Annotated in this window: 22 protein-coding genes and 1 riboswitch; of the genes, 9 read left to right on the top strand and 13 right to left on the bottom strand. The window is 72.5% G+C overall.

The window, feature by feature from the left end; genetic code table 11:
* Window positions 1-13 precede the first annotated feature (13 nt).
* The gene (locus ACZ6D7_RS28025) at window positions 14-865 is read right to left on the bottom strand and encodes a sulfurtransferase (protein ID WP_469496362.1); all 852 of its coding nucleotides are present in this window, start codon (window positions 863-865) and stop codon (window positions 14-16) included.
* Between the two features lie 219 nt (window positions 866-1,084).
* Between ACZ6D7_RS28025 and ACZ6D7_RS28030 the strand changes: the two genes are divergently transcribed.
* Window positions 1,085-1,888 (top strand): VOC family protein, encoded by an 804-nt coding sequence (locus tag ACZ6D7_RS28030; RefSeq protein WP_469496365.1) that lies wholly within the window; start codon window positions 1,085-1,087, stop codon window positions 1,886-1,888.
* A gap of 9 nt (window positions 1,889-1,897) precedes the next feature.
* Here ACZ6D7_RS28030 and ACZ6D7_RS28035 read toward each other — a convergent pair whose 3' ends face one another.
* From ACZ6D7_RS28035 to ACZ6D7_RS28055, 5 genes are all read right to left on the bottom strand, one after another.
* The gene (locus ACZ6D7_RS28035; protein ID WP_469496367.1) at window positions 1,898-2,545 is read right to left on the bottom strand and encodes a thymidine kinase; all 648 of its coding nucleotides are present in this window, start codon (window positions 2,543-2,545) and stop codon (window positions 1,898-1,900) included.
* A gap of 69 nt (window positions 2,546-2,614) precedes the next feature.
* Entirely contained in the window at window positions 2,615-3,802 is a 1,188-nt protein-coding gene (locus ACZ6D7_RS28040; protein WP_469496369.1) for an alkaline phosphatase family protein, read from the bottom strand.
* Window positions 3,802-4,398 carry a DUF5998 family protein gene (locus ACZ6D7_RS28045; RefSeq protein WP_469496371.1) on the bottom strand — a complete coding sequence of 199 codons (597 nt, stop codon included), beginning with the start codon at window positions 4,396-4,398 and terminating at the stop codon, window positions 3,802-3,804. The genes ACZ6D7_RS28040 and ACZ6D7_RS28045 overlap by 1 nt, the downstream gene beginning before the upstream one ends.
* A gap of 95 nt (window positions 4,399-4,493) precedes the next feature.
* Window positions 4,494-4,907, bottom strand: coding sequence for a hypothetical protein (locus tag ACZ6D7_RS28050; RefSeq protein ID WP_469496372.1), 414 nt, complete (start codon window positions 4,905-4,907; stop codon window positions 4,494-4,496).
* 10 nt (window positions 4,908-4,917) lie between these two features.
* Window positions 4,918-7,731 (bottom strand): bifunctional acetate--CoA ligase family protein/GNAT family N-acetyltransferase, encoded by a 2,814-nt coding sequence (locus tag ACZ6D7_RS28055; RefSeq protein ID WP_469496374.1) that lies wholly within the window; start codon window positions 7,729-7,731, stop codon window positions 4,918-4,920.
* A 181-nt stretch (window positions 7,732-7,912) separates the two neighbouring features.
* On the opposite strand from ACZ6D7_RS28055, the gene ACZ6D7_RS28060 reads away from it, so the two are divergent.
* Window positions 7,913-8,194, top strand: coding sequence for an HPr family phosphocarrier protein (locus ACZ6D7_RS28060; protein ID WP_469496377.1), 282 nt, complete (start codon window positions 7,913-7,915; stop codon window positions 8,192-8,194).
* A 348-nt stretch (window positions 8,195-8,542) separates the two neighbouring features.
* Here ACZ6D7_RS28060 and ACZ6D7_RS28065 read toward each other — a convergent pair whose 3' ends face one another.
* From ACZ6D7_RS28065 to ACZ6D7_RS28080, 4 genes are all read right to left on the bottom strand, one after another.
* Window positions 8,543-9,238, bottom strand: coding sequence for a GntR family transcriptional regulator (locus ACZ6D7_RS28065; protein WP_469496380.1), 696 nt, complete (start codon window positions 9,236-9,238; stop codon window positions 8,543-8,545).
* 188 nt (window positions 9,239-9,426) lie between these two features.
* On the bottom strand, window positions 9,427-10,170 hold the full coding sequence (locus tag ACZ6D7_RS28070; RefSeq protein ID WP_469496383.1) for a M23 family metallopeptidase: 744 nt from the start codon (window positions 10,168-10,170) through the stop codon (window positions 9,427-9,429).
* A gap of 14 nt (window positions 10,171-10,184) precedes the next feature.
* Window positions 10,185-10,351: riboswitch (cyclic di-AMP (ydaO/yuaA leader) on the bottom strand.
* 202 nt (window positions 10,352-10,553) lie between these two features.
* The gene (locus ACZ6D7_RS28075; protein WP_469496386.1) at window positions 10,554-11,942 is read right to left on the bottom strand and encodes a M16 family metallopeptidase; all 1,389 of its coding nucleotides are present in this window, start codon (window positions 11,940-11,942) and stop codon (window positions 10,554-10,556) included.
* Window positions 11,939-13,288, bottom strand: a complete 1,350-nt coding sequence (locus ACZ6D7_RS28080; RefSeq protein WP_469496388.1) for a M16 family metallopeptidase — start codon at window positions 13,286-13,288, stop codon at window positions 11,939-11,941. Before ACZ6D7_RS28080 ends, ACZ6D7_RS28075 begins: the two co-directional genes overlap by 4 nt.
* 305 nt (window positions 13,289-13,593) lie before the next feature.
* Between ACZ6D7_RS28080 and ACZ6D7_RS28085 the strand changes: the two genes are divergently transcribed.
* Window positions 13,594-16,050 (top strand): DNA gyrase/topoisomerase IV subunit A, encoded by a 2,457-nt coding sequence (locus tag ACZ6D7_RS28085; RefSeq protein WP_469496391.1) that lies wholly within the window; start codon window positions 13,594-13,596, stop codon window positions 16,048-16,050.
* Between the two features lie 21 nt (window positions 16,051-16,071).
* Here ACZ6D7_RS28085 and ACZ6D7_RS28090 read toward each other — a convergent pair whose 3' ends face one another.
* Complete coding sequence (locus tag ACZ6D7_RS28090; protein WP_469496393.1) at window positions 16,072-17,217, bottom strand: CobW family GTP-binding protein; 1,146 nt, start codon at window positions 17,215-17,217, stop codon at window positions 16,072-16,074.
* A 322-nt stretch (window positions 17,218-17,539) separates the two neighbouring features.
* On the opposite strand from ACZ6D7_RS28090, the gene ACZ6D7_RS28095 reads away from it, so the two are divergent.
* The 6 genes from ACZ6D7_RS28095 (at window position 17,540) to ACZ6D7_RS28120 (ending at window position 23,650) form a co-directional block, all read left to right on the top strand.
* Window positions 17,540-18,097, top strand: a complete 558-nt coding sequence (locus ACZ6D7_RS28095; RefSeq protein WP_469496396.1) for a DUF6082 family protein — start codon at window positions 17,540-17,542, stop codon at window positions 18,095-18,097.
* Between the two features lie 235 nt (window positions 18,098-18,332).
* Window positions 18,333-18,572 (top strand): hypothetical protein, encoded by a 240-nt coding sequence (locus ACZ6D7_RS28100; RefSeq protein WP_469496398.1) that lies wholly within the window; start codon window positions 18,333-18,335, stop codon window positions 18,570-18,572.
* A gap of 97 nt (window positions 18,573-18,669) precedes the next feature.
* Complete coding sequence (locus ACZ6D7_RS28105) at window positions 18,670-19,926, top strand: citrate/2-methylcitrate synthase (protein WP_469496401.1); 1,257 nt, start codon at window positions 18,670-18,672, stop codon at window positions 19,924-19,926.
* Between the two features lie 232 nt (window positions 19,927-20,158).
* Window positions 20,159-21,100 (top strand): sucrase ferredoxin, encoded by a 942-nt coding sequence (locus ACZ6D7_RS28110; protein WP_469496404.1) that lies wholly within the window; start codon window positions 20,159-20,161, stop codon window positions 21,098-21,100.
* A 139-nt stretch (window positions 21,101-21,239) separates the two neighbouring features.
* Window positions 21,240-22,973 carry an ATP-binding protein gene (locus ACZ6D7_RS28115; protein ID WP_469496407.1) on the top strand — a complete coding sequence of 578 codons (1,734 nt, stop codon included), beginning with the start codon at window positions 21,240-21,242 and terminating at the stop codon, window positions 22,971-22,973.
* Window positions 22,970-23,650, top strand: a complete 681-nt coding sequence (locus ACZ6D7_RS28120) for a response regulator (RefSeq protein WP_469496409.1) — start codon at window positions 22,970-22,972, stop codon at window positions 23,648-23,650. Before ACZ6D7_RS28115 ends, ACZ6D7_RS28120 begins: the two co-directional genes overlap by 4 nt.
* Before the next feature lie 114 nt (window positions 23,651-23,764).
* Here ACZ6D7_RS28120 and ACZ6D7_RS28125 read toward each other — a convergent pair whose 3' ends face one another.
* The gene (locus ACZ6D7_RS28125; protein WP_469496412.1) at window positions 23,765-25,357 is read right to left on the bottom strand and encodes a solute symporter family protein; all 1,593 of its coding nucleotides are present in this window, start codon (window positions 25,355-25,357) and stop codon (window positions 23,765-23,767) included.
* On the bottom strand, window positions 25,354-25,914 hold the full coding sequence (locus ACZ6D7_RS28130; RefSeq protein ID WP_469496415.1) for a DUF485 domain-containing protein: 561 nt from the start codon (window positions 25,912-25,914) through the stop codon (window positions 25,354-25,356). Before ACZ6D7_RS28130 ends, ACZ6D7_RS28125 begins: the two co-directional genes overlap by 4 nt.
* Window positions 25,915-25,962 lie beyond the last annotated feature (48 nt).

Raw genomic sequence — 25,962 nt, forward strand, 5'->3', positions numbered from 1 at the left:
TGTGCGAGGAAAGTCACTGCGGGTCGGGACCCACGGCGACCGGCCGGGACGGGTCCGAGGACCACTCCGACCAGGAACCCACGTACAGCGCCGCCGGGACGCCCGCCACGGCCAGTGCCAGCACCTCGTGGGCGCCGGAGACGCCCGAACCGCAGTACACGCCCACCTCGGCGCCGTCGGACGCCCCCAGCGCCTTGAAGCGGTCGTGCAGTTCCTCCGCGGGCAGGAAGCGGCCGTCCGGGCCCACGTTCTCGTTCGTCGGCGCGGAAACGGCCCCCGGGATGTGCCCGCCGACTCGGTCGATCGGCTCGACCTCGCCCCGGTAGCGCTCCCCCGCGCGCGCGTCGAACAGCACTCCGGAGCGGGCGAGCGCGGCGGCGTCGTCCGCGTCGAGCAGGCCCGCGGCGCCCGCGACCGGCTCGAAGTCGCCCTCCACGCGCGCGGGGACGTCGACCGAGAGGTCTCCGCTCCACCGCGGCAACCCGCCGTCCAGAACCCGCACGTCCGGGTGACCCGTCCAGCGCAGCAGCCACCATGCGCGGGCCGCCGCCCAGCCCTGTCCGCCGTCGTACACGACCACCGGGCGGGCCGCCGAGACACCCGCGCGGCGCATCGCGGCGCCGAACTCCGCGAGGTCGGGCAGCGGATGCCGGCCGGCGGCGCCGGGCGCCCCCGCCAGCTCCCGGTCCAGGTCGACGTAGACCGCGCCGGGCACATGCCCGGCCTCGTAGGCGACCCGGCCGTCGAACGGCGGCTCGCCCGCCGCCTTGGCCACGCTGAGCTGCCAGCGGACGTCGAGGACGACCGGCGGGTGCTCCCCGGCCAGGTCGCTCGCGAGTTCGGATGCGGAGATGATGGCGTTCATGGCCCCCATCCTCGCGCACGGGGTGGCCCCCACGTCCATGTCCGGCTACTCTGCTCGGCCGGACAGCCTCGGTCACGAGGCGTACGGGTTCGAGCACATGCCGTACAGACGATCGACATACGGCGACAACCGCGCGTAAACCGATGAGAAACCCCCCATCAGGCATCCTCCGAGGGCGGAAGCGACACGGCCACCACCAAGGCCGAGGAGAAGGTGACGATGACCGAGGCACGTGGGTCGGCCGAACCCGGCGGCACAGCGCACGCTCGGTACGCGCCCGGCACACCCTGCTGGGTGAGTCTGATGGTGCACGGGTTGACGGCGACCCAGGAGTTCTACACCGAGTTGTTCGGTTGGGAATTCCAACCCGGTCCGCAGCAGCTCGGCCCCTACGTCCGGGCCGTGCTCGACGGGCGTGAGGTGGCCGGAATCGGCCAACTGCCGCCGGACCGCCATCTGCCGGTGGCCTGGACGCCGTACCTCGCCTCGGACGACGTGGACTCCACCGCCGAAACGGTGCGCCTGTGCGGCGGCACGATCGGCGTCGGCCCGCTGGACGCGGCGGACGCCGGGCGCCTGGCGATCGGCTCGGACCCCACCGGCGCGGTCTTCGGCGTCTGGCAGGCGGCGGCCCACCTCGGCACCGGCATCACCGGCGTGCCGGGCACGCCCGCCTGGAACGAGCTGCTGACCTTCGAGACCACCGGGGTCGCCAAGTTCTACGAGACGGTGTTCGGCTACGAGCAGGAGGCGGAGGTCTCTGCCGACTTCGACTACGTCACCCTGCACATCGCCGGGCGCCCGGTGGCCGGCATCCACGGTGTGGGCAACGCGCTGCCCCGGGACCGGGGGCCGCACTGGATGACGTACTTCGAGGTGGCCGACACGGATGCCGCGCTCGCCCTCGTCACCGACCTGGGCGGGCATGTCCTCGCACCGGCCCGCGAGAGCGCCCACGGGCGCGTGGCGACCGTCGCGGACCCGGAGGGGGCTCGCTTCGCGCTGATCCAGGGGCCGCGCTGAGAACGGTCCCTAGAGGTGCTGCACCGGCAGTACGTCCGGTGACAGGGCCGCCGCGTGGGCCGAGGCCGCTGTCATACGGCGTCGGTGGTGGCGGCGGCACAGGACCTCGTAGCCGATGGTGTCGGCCTGGTTGACGTCGCCGACCACGACCTGCGCGCCCTCGACGACCATGACGCCGCCCACCGTGCGGGCGTTGTGCGTGGCGCGGGCGCCGCACCAGCACAGGGCCTCGACCTGGAGGACCTCGACCCGGTCGGCGAGCTCGACGAGCCGCTGCGAGCCGGGGAACAGCTTGGAGCGGAAGTCGGTGGTGATGCCGAAGGCGTAGACGTCTATGCCAAGGTCGTCGACCACGCGCGCGAGCTGGTCGATCTGCTCCTCGGCGAGGAACTGCGCCTCGTCCGCGATCACATAGTCCGCGCGGCCGCCCTGGGAAAGGTGGTCGACCAGGTACGCGTACAGGTCCTGGCCGTCCTCGACCTCGACCGCGTCGGTGACCAGGCCGAGCCGGGAGGAGAGCTTGCCCTGGCCCGCGCGGTCGTCGCGGGTGAAGATCATGCCCTGGAGGCCGCGCGCGGAGCGGTTGTGCTCGATCTGGAGAGCCAGCGTCGACTTCCCGCAATCCATGGTTCCGGAGAAGAACACCAGCTCGGGCATGGGGAGTTGAGCACCTTTCGGTGGAGAAGGAGGCGGAGAAGGAGGTGGCGGAGGGGAGGGTGCGGGGCGTCAGGAGCGTACTTCGAGCAGCGGGACGAGCTGCTCGGCAGGGGTCATGGAACCGTGGTTGCCGACCATCGCCGACTCCTTGGGCTCCCGCTCGGAGGCGATGAGCAGGACGTCGTCGCGGGCGGCCGCGATCACGTCGCCGAGCCGGTCGTACACCCGCTCGTCGATCCGGGGCCCGAACCAGCCCGCGGCGATCGCCTCGTCCCGAGAGGCCACCCAGAACTGCTCGCCGAGCACCTCGCGCCAGCAGGTCAGGACGTCGGCCGCGGCGCCCGGTACGGCGTAGACGTGGCGGGCGCGGCCCTCGCCGCCCAGCAGGGCGACCCCGGCGCGCAGCTCCCAGTCCTCGTCGAAGTCGATGCGGTGCTGCTCGTCGAAGGGCACGTCGACCATGCCGTGGTCGGCGGTGACGTAGAGCGCGCTCCGCGCCGGCAGCTGCTCGGCCAGGCGCTGGACGAGCCGGTCGACGTACATGAGCTGGCCGCGCCAGGTGTCGGAGGCGACGCCGTAGCGGTGGCCTGCGCCGTCCAGCTCGGCGTAATAGGTGTAGACCAGGGAGCGGTCGCCGGCGGCGAGCTGCTCGGCGGCGAGGTCCATGCGCTCCTCGCCGGTCAGCCGCCCGTGGAACGTTCCGCCGCTGAGCGCGACCTTGGTCAGCGGGGTGTTCTGGAAGGTCGGCGAGGACACCTGGGCGGCGTGCACGCCCGCCTCGTCGGCGAGCCGGAAGATCGTGGGGTACGGCTGCCAGGGGCCGGGGGAGGTCCACGGCTGCCAGCGGAGCTGGTTCATCAGCTCGCCGGTGGCCGGGTTGCGCACGGTGTAGCCGGGCAGGCCGTGGGCGCCCGGCGGGAGACCGGTGCCGACGGAGGCGAGGGAGGTCGCGGTGGTCGCCGGGTAGCCGGCGGTGAGCGGGCGTCCGGTGCCGCCGCGCGAGGTGCCGAGGAGCCCGTGCAGATAGGGCGCCTCGTCCGGGTGGGCCTTGATCTGCTCCCAGCCGAGGCCGTCGATCAGGAAGACACAGTTGCGGTCGGCCGGGGTCAGCTCCCCGATCGCCGCGGTCGTGCCGGGTACGCCCATCCCGGCGGCCAGGGTGGGCAGCAGATCGGCGAGGGAGCCGGTGCCGTACTCGGGGACGGGGGCGGAGGCGACGGGGAGGGGTTCCGGATGGTCCCAGGCTGGCTGCGCCATCAGCGGGTCAGATCCGCGGTGGCCTCGGAGAGCGCCTGCGCGAAGGCGAGCGCCTGGCGCACCGTCTCCGGGCCGTCGCCCGCCTCGCTGACGCGCAGGCTGAGGTCGTCCGCCGTCGAGTTGCCGGTGTAGCCGTGGTCGGCGTCGCAGTTGGGGTCGCCGCAGGCGGCCGGCTCCAGGTCGATCCGGGAGACGGCGCCCCAGCCGATGGTCAGCACGACCTCGCGGGGCAGGGTGCCCGGGGTGTACGACTCGGGGTTGGCGACCACCCGGCTGACCACCACCGAGGAGATCCGGCCGAGCTTCACGGACTCGGTCGACGTCGTGGCGTACGGCGTCGGGGAGGTGGTGTCGGCGGCCTGCTCGTCGGTGTGGCTGACGATGAAGCGGTTGCCGGTGAGGACCAGCACGGTCACATGCCGGCGGACCTCGTTCTGGTCGAACGTGGTCTCCTGGTGGACCAGGTACGACGAGATGGGCTCGCCGCCCACAGCGGCCTCCACCGCCTCGGCCACGAGGGCCGGGTAGTAGCCGCTGCGCTCGATCGCCGCGCGCAGCCCCTGGGTCGTCGTACTGGTCTTGGCCATGCCGTCCATCCTAATCCGTGGGTAAGGGCGGTCCGGGCCAGTCAAGGGCAACCCCGGCGGTTGCGACAGGGGCCGGTCCCTCTCACCGGGCCGGCGGCCGTGTCTCACCTCGCCGGAGGCCGCACCCACGGCGCGAACCGCCGGCCGGGCGCCGGGTCCGCGCTCCAGTACCTCTGGACGTGTTCCTGGACGATCTCCATCCGTTCCGCCGCGACCAGGCAGGGCACGGGCTCGGCTCCGCCGGCGTCCGCCTCGAACGCGACCACGACGGGCGGCGCCTCGCCGAGCCGGCGGGCCAGCCGCAGCAGCTCGTCGGGTGTGGGCTCCCGGAAGACGGGGTCGTGGAAGGCGGCGGGGCACGCCACGAAGGCCGGGTCGCCGAAGACCAGCTCGAGTCCGTGGTGGTACGTGAGGTCGTGGCCGGCCGCAAGCCGGAACTCCGCGGGGCCCCAGGCGATCACGTCCCAGTCCCACCAGGAGCCCTCGGGGAGCGCGAGGGCGGTGGCGCGCTGCTCCATGTCCGACCCCTCAGTACGCCGGCAGGGTCCGCGGACCGAGGTCGTCGCGCGCGGGCGGCGGGGCGAGGCGGACCGAGGCGCCGAGGACGCTCAGGCCGTGCGGGGCGACGACGACGGGTTCCAGGGTGACGGCGACGACCTCGGGGTGGTCGTCGACCAGCCGGGAGACGCGCAGCAGCAGCTCCTCCAGGGCGGGGGTGTCGACGGGGGTCGAGCCGCGCCAGCCGAACAGCAGGGGGGCCGTGCGGATCGCGCGGACCAGGGAGGTCGCGTCGCGGTCGGTGACCGGGACCAGGCGGTGGGCCATGTCGCCGAGCAGCTGGGAGGCGGCCCCGGCGAGCCCGAAGGACAGCACGGCGCCGGCCGCCGGGTCGATGACCGCGCGCACGACCGTGTCGACCCCGCGCGGGGCCATCGCCTGGACGACCGGGCGCAACTCCTCCGGCTTCCCGAACAGCTCCGTCAGCTCGGCGTACGACCTCCGCAGTTGCTCCTCGTCCGCGAGGTCGAGGCGGACGCCGCCCAGGTCGGCGCGGTGGCGCAGGTGCGGGGCGGTGGCCTTCAGGGCGACGGGGTAGCCGAGGGAGGCCGCGGCCCGTGCCGCGTCGTCGGGAGTGGGCGCGGGGATCGCGCGGCGGGTGCGGATGCCGTAGCAGCCGAGCAGCTCGCACGTCTCCTCGGTGCCCAGGGTGAGGCCCTGCCCGCGCGCGAGGAGCCCCTCGATGAGCCGGGCGGCGCCCTTCTCGTCGATGTCCTCGTACTCGGGCACCTTGCCGGGGTCGGCGGCCTCGCGGCGCCACCGGGCGTACTTCACGGCTTCGGCGAGGGCCCGCACGGCGCGTTCGGCGGCGGGGTAGGCCGGGATGAGGTGAGCGCCCTCGGGTGCCTCGACGGCGGCGCGCGGCTGCGGCCCGCCCTCGGAGGCCGTGGCACGCGCGCGTGCGGCCGCTTCGGTGCGAGGCGCGGTGCTCGTCGCCGCCGACAGGGCCGCCGCGAGGCCGCCGAGCTCCACGTGGACGACGAGGACCGGCTTGGCGGGGGCGGCGGCCGCGGCGGAGCGCAGTGCCTCGGCCAGTTCCGCGTCCCCGGGGGAGGTCTCGCCGATCGCGGGTATGGCCGTGACCACCACCGCGTCGCACGTCTCGTCGGCCAGCGCCCGGGCGAGGGCCGCGTGGAAGTCCTCGGCCGACGCCTCCGTCGTGAGGTCCAGCGGCGGCAGCGGGCGCAGCCCCTCGGAGAGGCAGGCGTCGTACGTCAGCAGCCCCAGGGACTCGGAGTTGCCGAGGATGGCCACCCGGGGCCCGGTCGGCAGGGGCTGACGGGCCAGCAGCAGGCCCGCGTCGACCAGTTCGGTGATGGTGTCGACGCGGATCACCCCGGCCTGGCGCAGCAGCGCGGAGACCGTGGCGTACGGCAGCCGGGTCGCGCGGACGGCGTGTCCCTGCGGGGCGGAGCCGGCGCCCTGGACGACCACCAGCGGCTTCGCCGCGGCGGTGCGCCGGGCGAGTCGGGTGAATTTGCGCGGGTTGCCGATGGACTCCAGGTACATCAGGGCGACATCGGTGTCGGGGTCGTCGTACCAGTACTGGACGACATCGTTGCCGGAGACGTCCGCGCGGTTGCCGGAGGAGATGAAGGTGGAGACGCCGGTGGTGCCGGTGACGCCGCCGCCGCGCCGGTGGAGGCGGGAGAGCAGGGCGATGCCGATGGCGCCGGACTGGGCGAACAGACCGATCCGGCCCGGGCGGGGCATCTCCGGGGCCAGGGAGGCGTTGAGCCGCACCTGCGGGGAGGTGTTGACGACGCCGAAGGCGTTGGGGCCGATGATCCGCATGCCGTACGCGCGCGCGTGCCGGACGAGCGCGCGCTGGCGCTCGCGTCCGTCGGGGCCGCTCTCGGCGTAGCCGGCGGAGAGGACCACCAGTCCCTGGACGCCGTGTTCGCCGCACTCGGTGACGACCTCGGGCACCTGCTCGGCGGGGACGGCGACGACCACCAGGTCGACGGGCTCCTCGATCTCGCGCACGGAGCGGTGGGCGGGCACGCCGTCGAGGTCCTCGAGATCCTCGGGGAACGCCTTGTTGACGGCGTACAGGCGCCCGGTGAAGCCGGCCTCCCTCAGGTTGCCGAGGACGCTGCGGCCGACGCCGCCGGGGGTGCGGCCGGTGCCGACGACGGCGACGGAGCCGGGCACCAGCAGGCGCCGTACCGAGTGGGCCTCGGCGCGCTGTTCCCGCGCGCGCTGCACGGCCAGGGAGCGCTCGGTGGGCTCGAGGCCGAACTCCAGGCGGACGACGCCGTCCTCGAAGCTGCGCTTCTGGGTGTAGCCGGCGTCCGTGAACACCTTGATCATCTTGGTGTTGGCGGGGAGCACCTCGGCGGCGAACCGGCGGATGCCGCGCTCGCGGGCGACGGCCGCGATGTGTTCGAGGAGGGCGGAGGCGACGCCACGGCCCTGGTGGGCGTCCTGCACGAGGAAGGCGACCTCGGCCTCGTCGGCCGGTGCGGAGGCGGCCATGCCGTCGGCGCCAATGCGGTCATAGCGTACGGTTGCGATGAACTCGCCGCCGACCGTGGCCGCGAGTCCCACCCTGTCCACAAAGTCGTGGTGCGTGAAGCGGTGGACGTCCTTTGCGGACAGTCGCGGGTAGGGCGCGAAGAAGCGGTAGTACTTCGACTCGTCCGACACCTGCTCGTAGAAGCTGACCAGGCGCTCGGCGTCATCAACGGTGATGGGGCGGATGCGCGCGGTGCCGCCGTCGCGCAGCACCACGTCGGCCTCCCAGTGGGCGGGGTACTCGTGCCGGTCCGAGGCGCTCTGCATGGGGCCCAGAGTACGGCTCGCGTACGACAACGGCGCGAGGCAGTCTGTGGAGGACGGAGGTCGGATCGAGGCCGCGATCCGACGACCACCACCAGGGGAACGGGACGCATGACCCGTTCCTCTCAGGCTTCACGTGTGGAACACTGGTCTAGACAACATGAGAACCGAAGGGCAGCAACACATGGCTGAGCGCCGCGTCAACGTCGGCTGGGCCGAGGGCCTCCACGCCCGCCCCGCTTCCATCTTCGTCCGAGCCGCCACGGCCGCAGGCGTCCCGGTAACGATCGCCAAGGCCGACGGCAACCCCGTCAACGCGGCCTCCATGCTGGCCGTCCTCGGCCTCGGCGCCCAGGGTGGCGAGGAGATCGTCCTCGCCACCGACGCCGAGGGTGCGGACGCCGCCCTCGACCGGCTGGCGAAGCTGGTCGCCGAGGGTCTCGAGGAGCTTCCCGAGACCGTCTGAGTTCCGGGTCGAGTCACACGCCGAGCCGCGTCGCCCTCAGGGGCGGCGCGGCTCCGCGGTTCCCGGCCGGCTTCCGCACAGCCGCCCAGGGCAGCTCAGGGGGCTCAGGCCGGGTTCACCGGGCCGGGCCAGCGCCGGGTACGGCTTTCACCGGGCCGCGTTTTCGCCGGGCCGGTGTTTTGCCGGGCCGGGCTGTCGCCGACCCGGCGAGGAATTACCGGCGGCATACCCGGAAACCCGGACCCGGGCATGCGAAGAGCGCGTCACCGGAATTTCCGGGCGCGCAACGAAAAGGGCAGCGGAAATACCTCTCCGCCAAATATCCCTTCTTTGTATACGGCCCCCGTGTTAATGCCGCAGACCCGTCATGTTTACGGGAGGTTGCGAAGTCCTCACACGGTCGGCGCGCTCGGTCCCGCCGGAAAAGCGCAGCCGGTGCACGGCCGTCGCGCGCTCGGTGTGCAGCGCCGTGACCGCCCGCGCGCGCTCGCCGTCGCCGCGCGCCACCGCGTCCACGATCGCGCCGTGCTGGGCCCAGGACTCCACCGGGTCGGCCGGGGCGTCCACCGCGTACATCCAAGCGATCTTGTGCCGGAGCTGGGTGAGCATCGAGGTCAGGGCATGGCTTCCGGAGGCCTGGGCGAGCGTCTCGTGGAACCAGCCGCCCAGGGAGCGCAGATCCTCGCTGTTGCCCCTCCTGGCCCGCTCCTGGCCCAGCCGGACCAGTCCGCGCAGCACCTTCAGATGGGCCTCGGTGCGCCGCTGGGCGGCCCGCGCGGCCCCGAGCGGTTCCAGGAGCATGCGCATCTCCAGCAGGTCGGCCGCCTCGTGCTCGGTCGGCTCCGCGACGCACGCGCCCGCGTGCCGCCGCGTGACGACGAAGCCCTCGGCCTCCAGGGTGCGCAGCGCCTCGCGGACAGGGACCCGGGAAACACCGTAGCGGCGGGCGAGAAGTTCCTCGGTGAGGCGGCTGCCGCGCTCGTAGACACCCGCGACGATGTCGTCCCGGATCGCCGTGCACACCGAATGCGCCGGAATACGCATGACCGACCTCCGCCTTAATCCCCGTGAAACGTCGACGATTGACGTGTGTTCCGTGACTCTATTGCAATGAGCCGGAATTTCCGACGGCGGGCCGGAATCCAGGGATATTTTTTGGACAGCGGGGTCCCGAAAACGACGAAAGCCCCGGCCGAGGGGGCCGGGGCTGCACGATCTGTCGCCGTGTGTCGTCAGATGTTCACGCCGTGCGCGCGGAGGTAGGCGACCGGGTCCATGTCCGAGCCGTACTCCGCCGTCGTGCGGGCCTCGAAGTGCAGGTGCGCGCCGGTGACGTTGCCGGTCGCGCCGGACAGGCCGATCTGCTGGCCCGGGGTGACCTGCTGGCCCACCGAGACGCCGATGGACGACAGGTGACCGTACTGGGTGTACGTGCCGTCGTTCATCTTGATGACGACCTGGTTGCCGTACGCCCCGCCCCAGCCGGCCTCCACGACGGTGCCCAGGCCGACCGCGTGCACCGAGGTGCCGCTGGCGGCGTGGAAGTCGACGCCGGTGTGGCTGCCGGAGGACCACAGGGAGCTGCTGGCCTGGTAGCCGGTGGACACGTAGGAGCCGCTGATCGGCAGCACGAACGTGTTGAGGCGCTTGCGCTCGGCCTCGCGGGCGGCACGCACGCGTGCCTCGCGCTCCTCCTCGGCCTTCTTGGCGGCAGCCTCGCGGGCGGCCTCCTCGAAGGCGGCCTCCTTCTGCGCGACGACCTGGTCGTCGATCTGCTCGGCGACGGCCTCGCCGGCGGTGACGACGGGGATCAGCCCGGTCTGTTCGGGGGTGGGCTCCGCGGCGAAGGCCGGGGAGGAGGCAACGGTGGCCATGACACCGGTGGTGGTGAGCGCCGCCACACCCGCCGCGCGGGCGGTGGTGCGCTGCATCCGGCTGGGACGACGGTGCTTCCCGGTGGCGCAGGTGAACGCCATGAAGTTGAGCGGTCCTTTCCTTCCTTCTCGCCTACCGGGTTAGCTGACGGGTTCGGAGCAGGAAGGTCTCCTACGGGCCCCCTCGCGTTCGCGCGGGCGTCCGATTCACCCCAGGGACTGCACAGAGTGGGTCCCCGGCTCCCCTGGCTCGCGCCGTACGGGGACTCGGCGATGACTGTCCGGTGCCGCGGATGCGGCGCACTGCCCGACGAACAGCCCGCATGACGCTATGCGCCGCCGCTTTCAATCCTCAAACGGATCACGGTTTTTGTAGCGCACGCCACAGGCCAGACAGGCAGCCTCCGCATCAATTCGGACATCTGAGGGCCCTGGTGACCTCTCCGTCCCCCAGGGCCCCCACACGCGTGTGCCGTTGTGCGCGGCTACTCGGCGGAGACGACCTTCACCTCGCCGATCCCGAGGGCCTCCACGGCCTCCTTGATCTGGGAGGCGTCGCCCACGAGGACGGTCACCAGGCGGTCCACCGGGAAGGCGCTCACGGCGGCCGCGGTGGCCTCCACGGTGCCGGTCGCGGCCAACTGCTGGTAGAGCGTGGCCTGGTAGTCGTCGGGCAGGTACTGCTCGACCTGGTCGGCGAGCGTGCTCGCGACGGCCGCGGCGGTCTCGTACTTCAGCGGCGCCACTCCGACCAGGTTCTGCACGGCGACGTCGCGTTCGGCGTCGGTGAGCCCCTCGGCGGCGAGGGTGCGCAGCACCTTCCACAGGTCGTCGAGGGCCGGCCCGGTGTTCGGGGTGTCGACGGAGCCGCTGATGGCGAGCATCGCGGCACCCGTGCCGTCCGGGGCGGAGCGCAGGACCTGGCCGAACGCCCGCACGCCGTAGGTGTAGCCCTTCTCCTCGCGCAGGACGCGGTCCAGGCGGGAGGTGAGGGTGCCGCCCAGGCAGTACGTGCCGAGCACCTGTGCCGCCCACACCCGGTCGTGCCGGTCGGCGCCGATCCGGCCGATCAGCAGCTGCGTCTGGACGGCACCCGGGCGGTCCACGATGACGACCCGGCCGGCGTCGTCGGCGGTCACCGGCGGAACGGGCCGCGGCTGGGCCTGAGAGCCCGTCCAGGCGCCCAGGGTGTCGCCCAGCAGCGCCTCCAGGTCGACGCCGGTGAGGTCGCCGACGATCACGGCGGTGCCCGTGGCGGGCCGGACGTGCTTCTCGTAGAAGGCCCGTACGGCGGCGGAGTCGATCTTCTCGACCGTGTCCGCGGTGCCCTGGCGGGGCCGCGACATGCGCACGGTGGCCGGGAACAGCTCCTTGGACAGTTCCTTGGCGGCGCGGCGGGAGGGGTTGGCCAGCTCGTGCGGGATCTCGTCCAGGCGGTTGCGGACGAGGCGCTCGACCTCGCTGTCGGCGAACGCGGGCGCGCGCAGGGCGTCGGCGACCAGGCCGAGCGCCTTCGGCAGACGCGAGGCCGGGACCTCCAGGCTCAGGCGGACACCGGGGTGGTCTGCGTGCGCGTCGAGGGTGGCACCGCAGCGCTCCAGCTCGGCGGCGAACTCCTCGGCGGAGTGCTTGTCGGTGCCCTCGGAGAAGGCCCGCGCCATGATCGTGGCGACGCCGTCCAGACCGTCCGGCTCGGCGTCCAGGGGCGCGTCGAGGATGACCTCGACGGCGACGACCTGCTGGCCGGGGCGGTGGCAGTGCAGCACGGTCAGGCCGTTGTCCAGCGTGCCGCGCTCGGGCGCCGGGAACGCCCACGGCTTGGCCTCGCCCGCGTGGGGCTGCGGGTGGAACTCCATCGCGGCGAGCTCGGTCACTGGGCCGCCTCCTCGTTCTCGTCCTGGTCGGCGGTGGCTTCGGGGGCGGTCGGCTCGTAGACGAGCACCGCGCGGTTGTCGGGGCGCAGGCGGGCCTTGGCGACCTCCCGCACCTCCTCGGGCGTCACCTCCAGCACGCGCTGGACGGCGGTCAGGGCGAGCTGCGGGTCGCCGAACAGGACGGCGAAGCGGCACAGTTCGTCCGCGCGGCCGGCGACCGTGCCGAGCCGGTCCAGCCACTCGCGCTCCAACTGGGCCTGGGCGCGTTCCATTTCCTCGGCCGTCGGGCCCTCCTCGGCGAACCGGGCGAGTTCCTCGTCGATGGCGGCCTCGATGACGGGCACCTCGACGTCCCCGGACGTCTTCACGTCCAGCCAGCCCAGGGAGGGGGCCCCGGAGAGCCGCAGCAGGCCGAAGCCGGCCGCGACGGCCGTACGGTCGCGGCGCACCAGCCGGTTGTACAGGCGGGAGGACTCGCCGCCGCCGAGGGCGGTGAGCGCCAGGTCGGCCGCGTCGCACGCGCGCGTGCCGTCGTGCGGCAGACGGTAGGCGGCCATCAGGGCGCGGGCCGGGACCTCCTCCTCGACGATCTCGCGCAGCTGCTCGCCCATGACCTCGGGGAGCGCGCCGTCGCGCGGGGCGGGCTTGCCGTCGTGGGCGGGGATGGAGCCGAAGTACTTCTCGATCCAGGCGAGCGTGCGCTCCGGGTCGATGTCGCCGACGACCGACAGGACGGCGTTGTTGGGCGCGTAGTACGTGCGGAAGAAGGCGCGCGCGTCCTCCAGCGTCGCCGCGTCCAGGTCGGCCATCGAGCCGATCGGCGTGTGGTGGTAGGGGTGGCCGTCCGGGTAGGCGAGCGCGGTCAGCCGCTCGAACGCGGTGCCGTAGGGGACGTTGTCGTAGCGCTGGCGGCGCTCGTTCTTCACCACGTCGCGCTGGTTCTCCATGGACTCGTCGTCCAGGGCGGCCAGCAGGGAGCCCATGCGGTCGGCCTCCAGCCAGAGGGCGAGCTCCAGCTGGTGGGCGGGCATGGTCTCGAAGTAGTTGGTGCGCTCGAAGCTGGTGGTGCCGTTGAGCGAGCCGCCGGCGCCCTGGACCAGTTCGAAGTGGCCGTTGCCCTTGACCTGCCCGGAGCCCTGGAACATCAGGTGCTCGAAAAGGTGAGCCAGGCCGGTACGGCCCTTGACTTCATGGCGCGAGCCGACGTCGTACCAGAGGCACACCGCCGCGACGGGGGTCAGATGGTCCTCCGAGAGCACCACGCGCAGCCCGTTGGCCAGGCGGTGCTCGGTCGCTGTCAGGCCCCCGGTGCCTGCCTGGTCTGTGGCCGTGTGACCCATGGGCATGTACATCCCTTCCGATCGCGGACGCGGTCGTCGAAACCGCGCGGTTCCTGCCGGTCCTGTCACTTTATGCAAGCGTGCGGTCGGTCGGCGAAGTTCCCGGAGGTCGTACGCCGAGAGCGAGAATCGAGAGCGGGAAAGGGGACGCCGACGCGATGGCGTAGCCTGCGGGCAACCGTGGCAGGTACGGCGCCTCCCTGCACCGGGGCGGGCGGCCGACACCGGGTCCTGGCCCGTCTTGTCAGTGCCACGGTCCACAATGGTCCGCGTCAGATCCCGTCCCACGCCTCAGCAAGGAGCCGGCAGCGATGGCCCGCCGCAGCACGAAGACCCCGCCGCCCGACGACTCGTACGAGGAGCGGATCCTCGACATCGACGTCGTCGACGAGATGCAGGGCTCCTTCCTCGAGTACGCGTACTCGGTCATCTACTCCCGCGCCCTGCCTGACGCCCGCGACGGCCTCAAGCCGGTGCACCGCCGCATCGTCTACCAGATGAACGAGATGGGGCTGCGCCCCGACCGCGGCTATGTGAAGTGCGCGCGCGTGGTCGGCGAGGTCATGGGCAAGCTGCACCCGCACGGCGACGCGTCGATCTACGACGCCCTGGTGCGGATGGCCCAGCCCTTCTCCATGCGCGTGCCGCTGGTCGACGGCCACGGCAACTTCGGCTCGCTGGGCAACGACGACCCGCCGGCCGCGATGCGGTACACCGAGTGCCGCCAGGCCGAGGCGACGAGCCTGATGACGGAGTCGATCGACGAGGACACGGTCGACTTCACGCCCAACTACGACGGCCAGGAGCAGGAGCCGGTGGCGCTGCCCGCCGCGTTCCCGAACCTGCTGGTCAACGGCTCGTCCGGGATCGCGGTCGGCATGGCCACGAACATGCCGCCGCACAACCTGGGCGAGGTGATCGCGGCCGCCCGTCATCTGATCCGCCACCCCAACGCGGATCTGGACGCCCTGATGAAGTTCGTCCCGGGCCCCGACCTGCCCACCGGCGGCCGGGTCGTCGGCCTCTCCGGCATCCGGGACGCGTACGAGACGGGCCGCGGCACCTTCAAGATCCGCGCCACGGTGTCGGTGGAGACCGTGACCGCCCGCCGCAAGGGCCTGGTGATCACCGAACTGCCCTTCACGGTCGGCCCCGAGAAGGTCATCGCGAAGATCAAGGACCTGGTCGGCTCGAAGAAGATCCAGGGCATCGCCGACGTCAAGGACCTCACCGACCGCGCGCACGGCCTGCGCCTGGTCATCGAGATCAAGAACGGCTTCGTGCCGGAGGCGGTCCTGGAGCAGCTCTACAAGCTGACGCCGATGGAGGAGTCCTTCGGCATCAACAACGTGGCGCTGGTGGACGGCCAGCCGCTCACGCTGGGCCTGAAGGAACTGCTGGAGGTCTACCTCGACCACCGCTTCAACGTCGTCCGCCGGCGCAGCGAGTTCCGCCGCACCAAGCGCCGCGACCGGCTGCACCTGGTGGAGGGCCTGCTGACGGCGCTCGTCGACATCGACGAGGTCATCCGGCTGATCCGGTCCAGCGAGAACAGCGCGCAGGCGAAGGAGCGCCTGATGGAGCGCTTCTCGCTGTCGGACATCCAGACCCAGTACATCCTGGACACGCCCCTGCGCCGTCTGACCAAGTACGACCGCATCGAGCTGGACGCGGAGAAGGAGCGGCTCAACGCGGAGATCGCCGAGCTGACCCGGATCCTGGAGTCGGACGCGGAGCTGCGCAAGCTGGTCTCCGCCGAACTGGCCGCGGTGGCCAAGAAGTTCGGCACCGAGCGCCGTACGGTCCTGATGGAGTCGTCGGGCAGTGCGGCCTCCGCCGTGCCGCTCCAGGTCGCGGACGACCCCTGCCGGGTCCTGCTGTCCTCCACGGGCCTGCTGGCCCGCACGGCGAACGCCGAGCCCTTCGCCGAGGACGAGGACGGCAAGCGCGCCAAGCACGACGTGATCGTCTCCGCCGTGCCGGCCACCGCGCGCGGGGAGATCGGCGCGGTCACCTCGGCGGGCCGGCTGCTGCGGATCAACGTCGTCGACCTGCCGCAGCTCCCGGACACGGCGTCGGCGCCCAACCTCTCGGGCGGCGCCCCGCTGTCGGAGTTCGTCTCCCTGGAGGGCGACGAGACGGTGGTCTGCCTGATCACGCTCGACGAGTCGTCGCCGGGTCTGGCCCTGGGCACCGAGCAGGGCGTGGTCAAGCGGGTGGTGCCCGACTATCCCTCCAACAAGGACGAGCTGGAGGTCATCACCCTCAAGGAGGGCGACCGGATCGTGGGCGCGCTGGAGCTGCGCACCGGCGAGGAGGACCTGGTCTTCATCACCGACGACGCCCAGCTGCTGCGCTACCAGGCCGCGCAGGTCCGCCCGCAGGGCCGCCCGGCCGGCGGTATGGCGGGTATCAAGCTCACCGAGGGCGCGAAGGTGATCTCGTTCTCCGCGGTGGACCCGGCGGCCGACGCGGTGGTCTTCACGGTGGCCGGCTCGCGCGGCACGCTGGACGACTCCGTCCAGACGACGGCCAAGGTGACGCCGTTCGACCAGTACCCGCGCAAGGGCCGTGCCACCGGCGGTGTGCGCTGCCAGCGGTTCCTGAAGGGCGAGGACTGCCTGGCGTTCGCCTGGGCGGGCCCCACACCGGCGAAGGCCGCCCAGAAGAACGGCCTGCCCGCCGAGCTGCCGGAGATCGACCCGCGCCGTGACGGCTCGGGTGTGTCGCTGGCGAAGACCGTGGGGGTGGTGGCGGGGCCGGTCTAGGCCCGTCCGCCGGACAGGTCCTTAGGCCTCGACACCCTCGGGCAGGGAGTCCTCGGGGTCCTGGACGTAGCGGAGGACGCCCCACATGCCGTGTTCGTCGGCGGTGTGCGGGGCGTCGCTCCGGCAGGCCTCCAGCTCCTTGACCAGCGCGGGTGCGTCGACGCCGGAGCCGATGAGGACGAGCTGGGTGAGGCGGTCGTCGCCGGATCCGCTGCCCCAGGGCTCCGGGTAGAAGCGCAGGAAGCGGCCGACGGCGTGCACCGCGTACCGGTTGACGACATCGTGGGCGCCGAAGTCGACGTACCCCTTGATCCGGTAGAGCCCCTCCGGCCTGCTGTCGAGGAACCGCATCAGCCGGCGCGGGTCGAGGGGGACTCCGGAGACGAAGGAGACGCTGTCGTAGGCGGCGTGCAGGTGGCCGTGGTGCGGGCCGGAGCCGCCGTGTGCGTCGGAATCGCCGTGCGTATCCGCGTCGCCGTGCGCATCCGCATCGCCGTGCGCATCCGCGTCGCCGTGCCGGTGCAGGTCGTCGAAGGACAGCTGCCCGATGCGCTCCTCGCTCGGCCGGCAGTCGAAGAGGAACTCCGGGTCGACACGGCCATAGGTGGCCGGGACGACGGCGGCCCGGTCGGTGAGGGTGCGGACGAGCCCGAGGACGCGATCGGCGTCGGGCGCGCGGTCGAGCTTGTTCACGACGACGAGATCGGCGAGGGCGAGATGCCGGTCGATCTCGGGGTGCTTCGCCCTGGTCTCGTCGAACTCGGCCGCGTCGACGACCTCGACGAGTCCGCCGTACACGATCCCCGGGTGGTCGCTGGCGAGCAGCATCCGTACGAGTTCCTGGGGTTCGGCGAGGCCGCTGGCCTCGATCACGACGACGTCGATGCCGGTGGCGGGCCGGGCCAGCCGTTCGAGGTAGACGTCCAGCTCACTGGCGTCGACGGCACAGCACAGACAGCCGTTGCCGAGGGAGACGGTGGAGTCCCCGAGCGCGCCGGCCACGGCCATGGCGTCGATCTCGATGGCGCCGAAGTCGTTGACGATCGCGCCGATCCGGCTGCCCCCGCTGCGGTGCAGCAGGTGGTTGAGCAGGGTCGTCTTGCCCGAGCCGAGGAATCCGGCGAGTACGACGACCGGGATCTGCTGCGGACTGGGGCTGTGCGTCACCGTGCGACCTCTCTGACACCTGCGCGCGCACCGGCTCACGGCTGCGGCGCGCGTACGAGGAATGAATGCGGGCCCAGGATACGAGCCGGAGGAAAGCCCGCGAAGTGAACGATTGTTAGCAGCACCCGCGGGGCAGACGTCAGGCAAGGCGCCCTGGCGTGCGACCCTCACTTCCCTCCGTGCGCCTCCCCTCCGCCTCCCCCGCCGATCAGAGCCGCTCGGCACTCTGGGAGACGGCAAGCGCCGCCCACCGCTCGCCGGTCCCCGTCTGTCCACCCGTATCCCGACGACCGGCGCACGGCCGCCTGATTCGGGGGTTGACATGGCCACACGGAAGTCTCGGGCACGGGGACTCGTCCCCCTCGCGGCGGCGGGCCTCGGCCTGGCCGCCGGTGCCCTCGCCGCACTGGCCGCGCAGCGGCACACGCTCGACGCGCTGCGCGCGCGACTCGACCACCTCGAGGCGGCGGCCCAGGACCATCGCCACACGAACCTCGCCCATCAGCAGCGGCTCCACTGGGAACTGCTGAGCAAAGCCATCGACAGTCCCGAGCTGGCGGAGGTGCTGGACATCTTCGAGGCCCCGGCGTCTCCGCAGAAGCGACGGCAGTACCTCTTCGCGAACGCCCTCTACACGAACCTGCTGTTCTACTACCGCATCGGCAATCTCAGCCGGGAGGAGTTTCACGGCCGCGTGCGCGGCCTGCTCCAGAACCCGGTCGTGCGGGAGTACTGGTACGCGACGCAGGGCCAGCGCGCGACGCTCCCCGACGACTCGGACGAGGCCGCTCTGGGGCGGATGGTCGATGAACTCCTGCGCCAACTCGAGGAAGCGGACATCGACGAGTGGTGGGTGGTGGGCGAGCCGCCCGTCGAGTGAGGGCGCACGCCCGCAGCTTCACGCCGACGGCCCATAACGAACGGATGAAGTACGGCGTTGTCCCAGACACGGCTGGGGTTGACTCACAACGTGATCGCGTAGAGCGACTCCATAAGACCGTCGTTCACGCCGCCGGATGACGAACGCGCCCCACAGGGCTGCCTTCTCGCCCCGCATTCGCCGTGCGCGCACTCCCTTCAGCGAAGTTCAGCCTTGAAAGTCAGAGGAACCAACAGTGAGTCAGATCATCCGTCGGATCGGTGTGTCCCCCAGCGAACGGGGGAGCACGGGAGGCGGCAACTGCCCCGACATCTTCGAGTTGGCCGACGGGAACTTCGCCGTGATCGGCACGGACGCGACGGAGAAGCTCGACGGGGACCTCCCGGCCGACGCCTCGCGTGCCGACTACGAGCGGATCGTCGTCATCACGCGGGAAACGCTGCTGCGCGCCAGGGCCGACATCCCCGACGCGTGAGCGCCCCCGGGAGCTGATCCACGTCACCACGCCAGGTCCGGCACCTCAAGGTGCCGCACCTTCTGTGTGCCGCCGACCGGGCGGTTACGGTGACCCCATGCGCGATCACGACCCCGGCCCCGCCGACCCGGAACGACGGCTGAGCACCCAGGAGGCCGCCGAGCTGCTCGGGGTGAAGCCCGAGACCGTGTACGCGTACGTCAGCCGTGGCCGGCTCAGCAGCCGGCGCGCGCCCGGCGGCCGGGGCAGCACGCTGGACGCCCGGGAGGTCGAGGCGCTCGCGCGGCGCGGCCGACGGGAGGGTGGCGGGAGTCCGGGGACCGGCGCCGACCTGTCCGTGCGCACCCGCCTCACGTTCATCGACAAGGACCGGTACTACTTCCGGGGCGCCGACGCGACCGAACTGGCCGCCCGGCACTCCTACGAAGAGGTCGCCGAGTGGCTCTGGACCGGCCGGATACGCCCCGGGGTCGTCTTCACCGCCCCCGATCCCTCGGTCGAGGCCGCCCGCCGCGCGGTCGAGGCGCTGCCCGACCACAGCGGCCCCACCGACCGGCTGAGGGTGGCCGCCGTCGCCGCCGCGGTCACGGACCCGCTGCGGTTCGATCTGTCCGAGGAGGCCGTGCTCGGCACCGCGCGCATCCTGATCCCCACCCTCGTCGCCGCGCTGCCCCCGAAACGTCCCGCTCATGGCGACGAGGGCCCACTGGCCGGGCGTCTGTGGGCGCGGCTCAGCGGGCGCTCCCCCGAGCCGGCCGAGCTGCGGGTCCTGGACACGGCGCTCGGTCTGCTCGTCGACCACGATCTGGCCGCCTCGACACTCGCGGTCCGCGTCGCCGCGTCCGCCCGCGCGCACCCCTACGCGGCCGTCTCCGCGGGGCTCGGGGTCATCGAGGGCACCCTGCACGGCGCGGCGAGCGGAGGCGCCCACCGGCTGCTGCTCGACGTGCTCGCCGTGGGCAACGCCACCCCGGTGATCGCGGAGGAGCTGCGGGCCGGCCGCCGTGTCCCGGGTCTCGGCCACCGGCTCTACTCCGGTGAGGACCCACGCGCGCGTGCCCTGTTCGCCCTCCTGGAGGAGATCCCCGACGCCGCGCCCGCGCTCGCGGCGGCCCGCGACATCGTGACCACGACCGCCCGGCACACCCCGCTGCACGCCAACGTGGACCTGGCGCTCGCCGTCCTCACCGCCTCCAGCGGCATGGAGCCGTCGGCCGGCGAGACGATCTTCGCCGTCGCCCGTACGGCGGGCTGGATCGCCCACGCCCTGGAGGAGTACGGGGAGCGGCCCCTGCGGATGCGCCCGAGCGGGCACTACGTGGGCCCGACGCCGCCCCAGCCCCTGCCCGAGTAGGCCGTGCCGGCCCCTCCCCGAGCAGGCCACACCGGCCCGAGCAGGACGCACCGGTCCTGACGTGCGGCTGTGCCGGTCCTGACGTGCGGCCGTGCCGAGAAGTCGCCTGACCCACGAGAAGGCGCCTGACCTGGAGCGCGGCCGGGCGCACAGCCATGTCCCCGCCACCGCACAGTGATCCACAGGCGCGGTGGGAAGTCGCTCCGCGTCAAGTCAGGTTAGGCTCACCTCTGTGAGTACGTGCGCGACCGTCTCGCGGAATCTCGGCGAGCCCATTTCCGGTACCGCGGCCACGGCATCGACCTGGCTCCTCCTGGAACAGCCAGGCCCCTGGGGTGCGAAAGCGCTGGTGCAGAGCCACCTCGACCCCGTCCTGGGCCGCGCCCTGGAAGCGGCCGCGCAGGGCACCGGCGTCCGTGTCGCGCTCATCCGGCGTCCCGGACGCCACGCGGACTTCGGCACCCCGCCCCTGCGCCAGGTGTACGCGGCGCACACCGTCCCCGGGCGGGTGTGGCTGCGCAGCGCCTGGACCCACGATCCGCGGCAGCTGCTGGACCTCGACTTCGCCGCGCTCGGCCAGGGCGACCACCGCACCTTCGACACCGCGCTGCGGGGCGGGCCCCACACCGGCGACCCGCTGGCCCTCGTCTGCACCAACGGCAAGCGCGACCGCTGCTGCGCGCTCCTCGGCCGTCCCCTCGCCGCCGAACTCGCCGCGTCGGAGGTGGAGGGCATCTGGGAGGTCACCCATCTGGGGGGTCATCGCTTCTCCCCCACCGTGCTCGTCCTTCCGCACGGGTACGCGTACGGCCGGGCCGAGGCCCACACCATCAAGGAAGTCCTGCACGGCGTCCAGGACGGCCGGATCGTCCTGGAGGGGTGCCGGGGCAGCTCGGCCTGGGAACGGCCCGGCCAGGCGGCGGAGCTGGCCGTGCGCAGGGCGGTCGGCGAGAACGCGGCGGAGGCGCTCACCGTCGTCGCCACACACGGTGGGGCACCGCGCTGGGAGGTGACCGTCGCGCACACCGACGGCCGCCACTGGCGGGTCGTGGTGGCCCAGGCCGCCTCCCAGCCGCCCCGCGAGGAGAGCTGCGGGGCCTCGGTCCTCGGGTCACCCGCGCGAATGGACGTGGTGGCCGTGCACGAGCTGACGATCGCAGGCGTGGCCGGCTGAGACGCCCGCGCGCGCCCGGGGCGAGCGACAGAGGACCGAACGTACCCGGCACGTACCCGGCTGACCGCCGGGCGGGCCGAAGAGATCCACACCACACACCCCTACGGCTGCACCGGCCCGCCCACGTACCGTCGTGGGTATGAGCCCGACTCCCCCCGCCCGTCGCCTGCGCCTCGGCATGCCCAGGCGCGTGTTCTCGCAGGTGCTGCTGATGCAGCTGGCGATCGCCGCGGGAGTCGTGGTGCTCGCGACCGGGCTGTTCCTGGCCCCGCTCAGCGACCAGCTGGACGACCAGGCGATGCGCCGCGCGCTCGCCATCGCGCAGACCACCGCGGCGATGCCCCAGATCGCCGAGGACCTCCAGGACACCACGCCCTCGGTCGACGGGCCGGTGCAGCGGGAGGCGGAGCGGATCCGCAAGGCCAGCGGCGCCGAGTACGTCGTCGTGCTGGACGTCCATGGCACGCGCTGGTCGCACACCGACCCCGAGGAGGTCGGCGGCCATGTCTCGACGGACCCCAGCCAGGCCCTGGCCGGCGAGGAGGTCATGGAGATCGACAACGGCACCCTGGGCCGCTCGGCCCGCGGCAAGGTGCCCCTGCGCGACAGCGACGGCACGATCATCGGGGCGGTCTCGGTCGGTATCGAGTACGACAGTGTCCGGGCCCGGCTGATCCACGCGATCCCGGGGCTGTTCGCGTACGCCGGCGGCGCCCTCGCCGTGGGCGCCCTGGCCGCCTGGCTGATCTCCCGCCGAGTCCAGCGGCAGACCCGTGACCTGGCCTTCTCCGATATCTCGGCGCTGCTCGCGGAGCGCGAGGCGATGCTGCACGGCATCCGGGAGGGCGTCGTCGCCCTGGACCGCGCCGGCCGCGTGCGCCTGCTCAACGACGAGGCTCAGCGCCTTCTGGGCATCGGTGACGAGGCGGTGGGCCGCTCGCCCGACGAGGCGCTCGGCGAGGGCCGTACGGCCGATGTGCTGGCCGGCCGGGTGACCGGCACCGACCTGATCGCCGTACGCGGACAGCGCGTCCTGGTCGCCAACCGCATGCCCACCGACGACGGCGGCGCGGTCGCCACCCTGCGTGACCGGACCGAACTGGAGCAGCTCGGCCGCGAACTCGACTCCACGCACGGTCTCATCGACGCCCTGCGCGCCCAGGACCACGAGCACGCCAACCGTATGCACACCCTGCTCGGGCTGCTCGAACTGGAGATGTACGACGACGCCGTGGACTTCGTGGGAGAGGTGGTCGGCGATCACCGGGCGACCGCGGAGCAGGTGACCGAGAGAATCGAGGACCCGCTGCTCGCCGCCCTGCTGGTCGGCAAGGCGACCGTCGCGGCCGAGCGGGGCGTCGCCCTGTGGGTCTCGGACCGCACCCGGCTCCCGGACCGTCTGGTCGACCCGCGCGGGCTGGTGACGGTCGTCGGCAACCTGGTGGACAACGCGCTCGACGCCGTCGCGGGCACCCTCCACGCGCGCGTGGAGGTCGAACTGCGCGCCGAGGGGCGCACGGCGATCCTGCGGGTACGGGACACAGGGCCGGGCATCCCGGTCGGGCAGCGCGAGTTGATCTTCACCGAGGGCTGGTCCACGAAGACGCCGCCCGCGCACGGCAAGCGCGGTATCGGGCTCTCCCTGGTGCGCCGGCTCGCCGAGCGTCAGGGCGGCCGTGCCACGGTGGGCGAGGCGTCCGGCGGAGGCGCCGAGTTCACCGTCGTCCTGCCGGAGGCCCTGGCCGAGCCTGAACCGGAGGGCGGTCAGGAACCCGGTCGGAAGCCCACCCCCGCCGAGCCCGGTCCGGAACCCGCCACGGAACCCGCCCTGTCCGCACCGTCGCACCGCACTGTCGAGGAGGAGACGCGATGATCCAGGTCCTGGTCGTGGACGACGACACCAGGGTCGCCCAGGTCAACGCCGCCTACGTCGAGAAGGTGCCCGGCTTCCGGGTGGCCGCCGAGGCGCACAGCGCGGCGGAGGCGCTGCGCCAGCTGGAGCTGTTGCCGCAGCTGGACCTGGTCCTGCTGGACCACTACCTGCCCGACGAGACGGGTCTGGAGGTCGTACAGGAGATGCGCCGACGCGGCCACCAGGCCGACGTGATCATGGTGACGGCGGCGCGGGACGTCTCGACGGTGCAGGCCGCGATGCGCCAGGGCGCCCTCCAATACCTGGTCAAGCCGTTCGCCTTCGCCGGTCTGCGCGCCAAGCTGGAGGCGTACGCCGATCTGCGTCGCACCCTCGACGGTGGTGGCGAGGCCGAACAGGCCGATGTCGACCGCATCTTCGGCGCACTGTCCGCCCCCTCGGAGCCCGGCCTCCCCAAAGGGCACTCCCCCACCACCGCCGAACTGGTCCGCCAGTCCCTGATGAACGCCGAAGGGCCCCTGTCGGCTCTGGAGATCGCCGACCGGACGGGGGTGAGCCGCCAGACCGCCCAGCGCTATCTGAAGCTCCTGGAGCGCACGGGGAGGGCCCGGCTGACCCTGAAATACGGCGACGCGGGCCGCCCGGAACACCGCTACATCTGGGCGACCCGCACCTGAGGACACGGTCCGTGGAGCCCTGTGCCGTTCGAGGGTGCAGATCGTGGAGCCGGGTGCCGTTCGGCGGTGCAGATCGTGGATGGCTTACGACAGTGAAGGCGCCGGCGCCGCCCGCTACACGGCCCCCGCCCCTGTCAGTGACCGCACCTCGGTCTCCGCGTGCTTGGCCTCGTCCGCGACCTCGGCGGAGGTGACCGTGCCGAGCCAGCCCGCGAGGAAGCCCAGCGGGATCGAAACCAGCCCCGGGTTCTGGAGCGGGAAGTACTGGATGTCCACGCCCGGGAAGAGCGAGTCGGGGCTGCCCGACACCACCGGGGACAGCATCACGAGCACCAGGGCCGGCACCAGACCGCCGTACACCGCCCACACGGCACCCCGGGTGGTGAAGCCCCGCCAGAACAGCGAGTAGAGCAGGACCGGCAGGTTCGCGGAGGCCGCGACCGCGAAGGCGAGGCCCACCAGGAAGGCCACGTTGAGATCGCGGGCCAGCAGGCCCAGGGCGATCGCGACCACGCCGATCCCAACGGCGGCCGCCCGTGCCACCGCCACCTCGCTGCGCGGTTTCGCGTCCCGGCGGCGCAGAGAGGCGTACAGGTCGTGGGCCACCGACGCCGAGGAGGCGAGCGTGATCCCGGCCACGACCGCGAGGATCGTGGCGAAGGCGACGGCCGCCACGATCGCGAACAGGACCGTGCCCCCTGTGGAGTCGGCGCCGCCGCCGAGGTCCAGGGCCAGCAGCGGCACGGCCGTGTTCCCCGCCGCGTTCGAGCCGCGCACGGCGTCCGGGCCGACGATGGCCGCCGCCCCGAACCCGAGGACGATCGTCATCAGGTAGAAGCCGCCGATGAGCCCGATCGACCAGACGACGGACCGCCGGGCCGCCCGCGCGGTCGGCACGGTGTAGAAGCGCGCCAGGATGTGCGGCAGTCCCGCCGTGCCCAGCACGAGCGCCAGTCCCAGGCTCATGAAGTCGAAGCGGGCCGTCCAGTCCCCGCCGTACTTCAGCCCGGGCGCCAGGAACGCCGCACCGTGCCCGCTGCGCTCGGCCGCCGTCAGCAGCATCCGATCGAAGTCACCGTGGAAGCGCACCAGGACCAGCACCGTGAGCACGATCGTGCCGGCGAGCAGCAGTACCGCCTTGACGATCTGAATCCATGTGGTGGCCCGCATCCCTCCCAACGACACATAGATCACCATGAGCGCGCCGACGCCGATGACCGCCCAGGACTGGGCCGCCTCGCTCGTGTTCCCCAGCAGCAGCGCGACCAGGCTGCCCGCCCCCACCATCTGCGCCACCAGGTACAGAACGGACACGGTGACCGAGGAAGTTCCCGCCGCGATCCGCACCGGCCGCTCCCTCATCCGCGCGGCCACCACGTCCGCGAGCGTGAACCGCCCACAGTTGCGCACCAGTTCGGCGACGAGGAACAGCACCACCAGCCAGGCCACGAGGAAGCCCACCGAGTACAGCAGCCCGTCGTAGCCGTAGAGCGCGATGAGCCCGGAGATACCGAGGAAGGAGGCGGCCGACATGTAGTCGCCCGCGATGGCAAAACCATTCTCCATCGGCGAGAACAACCGCCCGCCGGCGTAGAACTCCTCCTCCGAACCGTGCCGGTGGCGGCTCACCCACGTCGTGATCCCCAACGTGACCGCGACAAAGGCGCTGAACAGCAACAACGCCAGCGTCTGATGGTTGCCGGTCACGAGACACCGCCCCTCGCGCCCCGCGTCAGCTCCTGCGTGTCCCAGCGCAGTTCCAGCGCCGCACGGTCCCGCCGCAGCCGAGCGTGCCGGGTGTAGGCCCAGGTGAGCAGGAACGTGCTGAGGAACTGTCCGAGCCCCGCGAGCAACGCCACGTTCACCGCGCCCGCCACGGGCCGCGCCATGAACCCGGGTGCGGCCGTCGCGGTCACGACGTATCCCACGTACCAGAGGAAGAACCCTGCGACGGCCGGCCCCACGAACCGTCGGTACCGGCTGCGCACCTCCTGGAAGGCCGCGCTGCGCTGCACCTCCAGGTAGACCTGGGCCGCCGCCACGGCCTCGACCTCCCCCTCCCGGCGGGCCGCCGGCACCTCGGCTCCGGGGGTGCTCCCGGCGCCCGGCTCGCCCCAGCCCGACGCGAGCGCGTCGTACCACGGGTCCTCGTAGCGCACGTCTCCCGGCACGTCGACGAACGCCGGACCCCGGCCCTGGTGGTGCTCGCCCGATCTCTCGGGACCGTCCCCGTCGTCGCGGGCACGACCGTTGCTTGACTGCATGCCCAAGGATGGACAGAACGGGAAGATCCATGACTCTTCTTCCTCGCG

The sequence above is a fragment of the Streptomyces sp. NPDC041784 genome (assembly GCF_055591025.1).

What these genes read in the sequence shown, in the direction of transcription:
- ACZ6D7_RS28060 (WP_469496377.1), top strand. Translation starts at nt 7,913, where the DNA reads ATGGCTGAGCGCCGCGTCAACGTCGGCTGGGCCGAGGGCCTCCACGCC.
- ACZ6D7_RS28025 (WP_469496362.1), bottom strand. Translation starts at nt 865, where the DNA reads ATGAACGCCATCATCTCCGCATCCGAACTCGCGAGCGACCTGGCCGGG.
- ACZ6D7_RS28080 (WP_469496388.1), bottom strand. Translation starts at nt 13,288, where the DNA reads ATGCCCATGGGTCACACGGCCACAGACCAGGCAGGCACCGGGGGCCTG.
- ACZ6D7_RS28065 (WP_469496380.1), bottom strand. Translation starts at nt 9,238, where the DNA reads ATGCGTATTCCGGCGCATTCGGTGTGCACGGCGATCCGGGACGACATC.
- ACZ6D7_RS28040 (WP_469496369.1), bottom strand. Translation starts at nt 3,802, where the DNA reads ATGGCGCAGCCAGCCTGGGACCATCCGGAACCCCTCCCCGTCGCCTCC.
- ACZ6D7_RS28045 (WP_469496371.1), bottom strand. Translation starts at nt 4,398, where the DNA reads ATGGACGGCATGGCCAAGACCAGTACGACGACCCAGGGGCTGCGCGCG.
- ACZ6D7_RS28095 (WP_469496396.1), top strand. Translation starts at nt 17,540, where the DNA reads ATGGCCACACGGAAGTCTCGGGCACGGGGACTCGTCCCCCTCGCGGCG.
- ACZ6D7_RS28085 (WP_469496391.1), top strand. Translation starts at nt 13,594, where the DNA reads ATGGCCCGCCGCAGCACGAAGACCCCGCCGCCCGACGACTCGTACGAG.
- ACZ6D7_RS28035 (WP_469496367.1), bottom strand. Translation starts at nt 2,545, where the DNA reads ATGCCCGAGCTGGTGTTCTTCTCCGGAACCATGGATTGCGGGAAGTCG.
- ACZ6D7_RS28070 (WP_469496383.1), bottom strand. Translation starts at nt 10,170, where the DNA reads ATGGCGTTCACCTGCGCCACCGGGAAGCACCGTCGTCCCAGCCGGATG.
- ACZ6D7_RS28050 (WP_469496372.1), bottom strand. Translation starts at nt 4,907, where the DNA reads ATGGAGCAGCGCGCCACCGCCCTCGCGCTCCCCGAGGGCTCCTGGTGG.
- ACZ6D7_RS28105 (WP_469496401.1), top strand. Translation starts at nt 18,670, where the DNA reads ATGCGCGATCACGACCCCGGCCCCGCCGACCCGGAACGACGGCTGAGC.
- ACZ6D7_RS28055 (WP_469496374.1), bottom strand. Translation starts at nt 7,731, where the DNA reads ATGCAGAGCGCCTCGGACCGGCACGAGTACCCCGCCCACTGGGAGGCC.
- ACZ6D7_RS28115 (WP_469496407.1), top strand. Translation starts at nt 21,240, where the DNA reads ATGAGCCCGACTCCCCCCGCCCGTCGCCTGCGCCTCGGCATGCCCAGG.
- ACZ6D7_RS28030 (WP_469496365.1), top strand. Translation starts at nt 1,085, where the DNA reads ATGACCGAGGCACGTGGGTCGGCCGAACCCGGCGGCACAGCGCACGCT.
- ACZ6D7_RS28130 (WP_469496415.1), bottom strand. Translation starts at nt 25,914, where the DNA reads ATGCAGTCAAGCAACGGTCGTGCCCGCGACGACGGGGACGGTCCCGAG.
- ACZ6D7_RS28120 (WP_469496409.1), top strand. Translation starts at nt 22,970, where the DNA reads ATGATCCAGGTCCTGGTCGTGGACGACGACACCAGGGTCGCCCAGGTC.